The sequence below is a fragment of the Martelella sp. UBA3392 genome (assembly GCF_002358775.1).
Classification (GTDB): Bacteria; Pseudomonadota; Alphaproteobacteria; order Rhizobiales; family Rhizobiaceae; genus Martelella; species Martelella mediterranea.
Window position 1 is genome coordinate 1 of the sequence record NZ_DEPM01000235.1, and the last position, 3,304, is coordinate 3,304.

The following is a 3,304-nucleotide window of genomic DNA, read 5'->3' on the forward strand; positions in this document are numbered from 1 at the left end:
AGCCTGACGCGCGGCGAACACCGCAGCCTTGGCATTCAGCGTATCGAAGATCGTCTCGATCAGGATCAGATCCGATCCGCCATCGATCAACCCGTTGATCTGCTCGCGATAGGCGTCGCGCAATTGATCAAAGGAAACAGCGCGGTAGCCGGGGTTATTGACGTCCGGCGAGATCGAGGCCGTGCGGTTGGTCGGGCCGACGGCGCCGGCCACGAAGCGCCTGCGGCCATCTTCCTTTTCCGCCCGGATCGCGGCGCGGCGGGCAACCCGCGCACCATCTCGGTTCAGATCGTAGACAATGTTTTCCATCTGGTAGTCGGCCTGCGCGATCCGCGTGCCGGAAAACGTATTGGTCTCGATGATGTCCGCGCCGGCCATGGCATAGGCGAAGTGGATATCCTCCACCGCCTTCGGCTGGGACAGGATCAGCAGGTCGTTATTGCCCTTCTGATGGCAGGCGCAGCCGATGAAGCGGTCGCCGCGGAAATGATCCTCATCGAAGCCGAGCCCCTGGATCTGCGTGCCCATGGCGCCGTCGAGAACCAGAATGCGCTCGCGCGCGGCCTTTTCCAGCGCGGCGCGGATTTCCTTGCCGTCGCGCTTCGGCGCTTCTTCCCCGAACAGGTCGTCAAACATCACTCATCTCCAGAATTTGAAGCTGCGAGATCACATAAAGATATCTTTATGTCAATATATAGCGGCTGATTTCAACCTTTCAGCGCGCGACGCAGCTGTCACCTATGTGTTTCATTGTTTGCGCATGATCAAGGACGATGCAAATCAGAATTGTGATGATGTCGTGAGCGCGATATACCTTAATCAATCGTCACACGCTGGGCTTGCCGGCGTGCCTGCATAGCATGGCCGGTTCCGGCCGCACAAATTGGAGGATTTGCCATGAAGCCGAAGATCAATACGCTGGTCGCCCCGCCACGCTGGATCAAGAGGCCCTATCACCGCGAATGGTTGATGCAGCAGGCAAACAACCTCTTCGATTACTTCCAGTATCGTTCGATCAATCCGAAGGGCGGCTTCTACGAGTTCGACAAGCTAGGTCGCCCGACCGGCGGCGACAATCCGGTGCGCGGCATCCACACCACGACCCGCATGGTCCACTGCATGGCGATCGGCCACCTTCTCGGCCGTCCCGGCTGCGACGACCTGTTGGACCACGGCATGAATTATCTGTGGGAGCATCACCGCGACAAGAAACATGGCGGCTATTTCTGGCAGGTCGACAATGACGGCCCGTGCGGAGAACCCACCAAGCAGGCCTATGGCCATGCCTTCGTGCTGCTGGCCGCCTCCTCCGCCAAGTTCGCCGGCCATCCGCTGGCCGATGCGATGATCGCCGACGTGACCGAGGTGATCAACACCCGCTTCTGGGAAGAACAGCATGGCGCGGTCGCCGAGGAATTCGAGACCGACTGGACGCCGGTGCCTGGCTATCGCGGACAGAACTGCAACATGCATATGACCGAAGCGCTGATGGAAGCCTATGAGGTGACCGGCGACGTCGAATACCTCACCAAGGCCAAGCGGATCGCCGAACTGATCATCAAGAAACATGCGGTTGCGTGCGAATATCGCGTGGCCGAACACTTCACCGAAGACTGGAAGGTTGATTACAACTATTCCGGCAACGAAATGTTCCGCCCCTCCGGCACCACGCCCGGCCACTGGCTGGAATGGACCCGGCTGCTGCTCCAGCTCTACACGCTCACCGGCCGCTCGCATGAGTGGATGCCGAAGGCGGCGCGCGAACTGTTCGTCTCGGCCTTCAAGTTCGGCTGGGACTTCGAAAAGCGCGGCATCTTCTACACGCTCGACTGGAACAACCAGCCGAAGAACCGGGCGAAGCTCTGGTGGCCGCATGCCGAGGGCATCGGCGCCACCCACTTCCTCACCGCCCATTTCGGCGAGGACATGCATATGTATGCCTATCGCAAGCAGTGGAGCTTCATCGCCAACCACCTGCTCGATCATGAAAACGGCGGCTGGCATGAGGAATTGTCTGAGGATCTGGTGCCGCAGGCCACGCTGTTTCCCGGCAAGAGCGATATCTATCACGCCCTCCAGGCATGCCTCATTCCGCTCTATCCCGCCGTCGGCAGCCTGCCGGAAATGATCTTCCGTGACGTCAAGCAGCCCTGAGGCCGCCAGCCCGATTCAATGATTGCGGGACAGAACGATTGCGGGTCTGGCCGGCCCGCTCTATATAACGCCGCATAATCCCATCGAAGGACGAGACCATGGCAGCGAAAATCTTCATCGACGGCGAACACGGCACCACCGGCCTGCAAATCCGCAGCCGCATGGAAAGCCGCCGCGATGTCGAAATGCTGTCGATCCCGCATGAGGAACGGCGCAATGCCGCGATGCGCGAGGATATGCTGAACAGCGCCGATATCGCGATCCTGTGCCTGCCGGATGACGCCTCGCGGGAGGCCGTCGCCATGCTTTCCGGCAACAACAAGGTCCGCGTCATCGACACCTCCACCGCCTACCGAACCGATCCCGACTGGGCCTATGGCTTCGCCGAGATGGACAAGGCGCAGGCCGGGCGCATCCGCGCCGCCCGCCATGTGGCGAACCCCGGCTGCTACCCGACCGGCGCGATCGGCCTGATCCGGCCGCTGAGGGCTGCCGGTATTCTGCCCGACAGCTACCCGGTCACGATCAACGCGGTCTCGGGCTACACCGGCGGCGGCAAGACCATGATCGCCCAGATGGAGGACGCGAGCCGCGACGACCATATCGACGCGCCGTATTTCCTCTACGGGCTGAGCCTCAAGCACAAGCACGTGCCGGAAATGACGACCCACGGCCTGCTCTCTCGCCCGCCGATCTTCTCGCCCTCCGTCGGCCGTTTCGCGCAGGGCATGCTGGTGCAGGTGCCGCTCTATCTGGAAGACCTCGAAGGCGACCAGACGGCGGAGAGCATCCACGCAACGCTTGCCGAATACTATGCCGGACAGGACATCGTGCAGGTGGCCCCGCTTGAAACAAGCGCCGCCTTGCCGCGCCTCAATGCCGAGGAGCTCGCCGGGCAGGACATCATGCGGCTCTACGTCTTCGGCAACGGCAGCCACGTCAATCTGGTGGCCCAGCTCGACAACCTCGGCAAGGGCGCCTCGGGCGCGGCGGTGCAGAACATGGATCTTATGCTTTCGGCGTGAGGTTGGGAAGCCGCTCGAATCCGGCAGCGGACGCAGCGGCATTTCGCCTACCGACTTCCAACGAGCTCTCAGCCCACAATCTCCCCCCTTGAGGGGGAGATGCCCCGACAGGGGCAGAGAGGGGT

General features: G+C 61.6%; 3 protein-coding genes. 2 read left to right on the top strand and 1 reads right to left on the bottom strand.

The annotated features are described in order from the left end of the window. The coding region (locus tag B4E36_RS18810; protein ID WP_345900681.1) for a homocysteine S-methyltransferase family protein at window positions 1–636 on the bottom strand (636 nt) is incomplete at its 3' end. A 261-nt stretch (window positions 637–897) separates the two neighbouring features. Between B4E36_RS18810 and B4E36_RS18815 the strand changes: the two genes are divergently transcribed. Beyond that, window positions 898–2,154 carry an AGE family epimerase/isomerase gene (locus B4E36_RS18815; RefSeq protein ID WP_292052754.1) on the top strand — a complete coding sequence of 419 codons (1,257 nt, stop codon included), beginning with the start codon at window positions 898–900 and terminating at the stop codon, window positions 2,152–2,154. A 98-nt stretch (window positions 2,155–2,252) separates the two neighbouring features. Continuing rightward, window positions 2,253–3,179 carry an N-acetyl-gamma-glutamyl-phosphate reductase gene (argC, locus tag B4E36_RS18820; protein ID WP_292052756.1) on the top strand — a complete coding sequence of 309 codons (927 nt, stop codon included), beginning with the start codon at window positions 2,253–2,255 and terminating at the stop codon, window positions 3,177–3,179. The last annotated feature ends 125 nt before the right edge of the window (window positions 3,180–3,304 follow it).

What these genes read in the sequence shown, in the direction of transcription:
- argC (WP_292052756.1), top strand. Translation starts at nt 2,253, where the DNA reads ATGGCAGCGAAAATCTTCATCGACGGCGAACACGGCACCACCGGCCTG.
- B4E36_RS18815 (WP_292052754.1), top strand. Translation starts at nt 898, where the DNA reads ATGAAGCCGAAGATCAATACGCTGGTCGCCCCGCCACGCTGGATCAAG.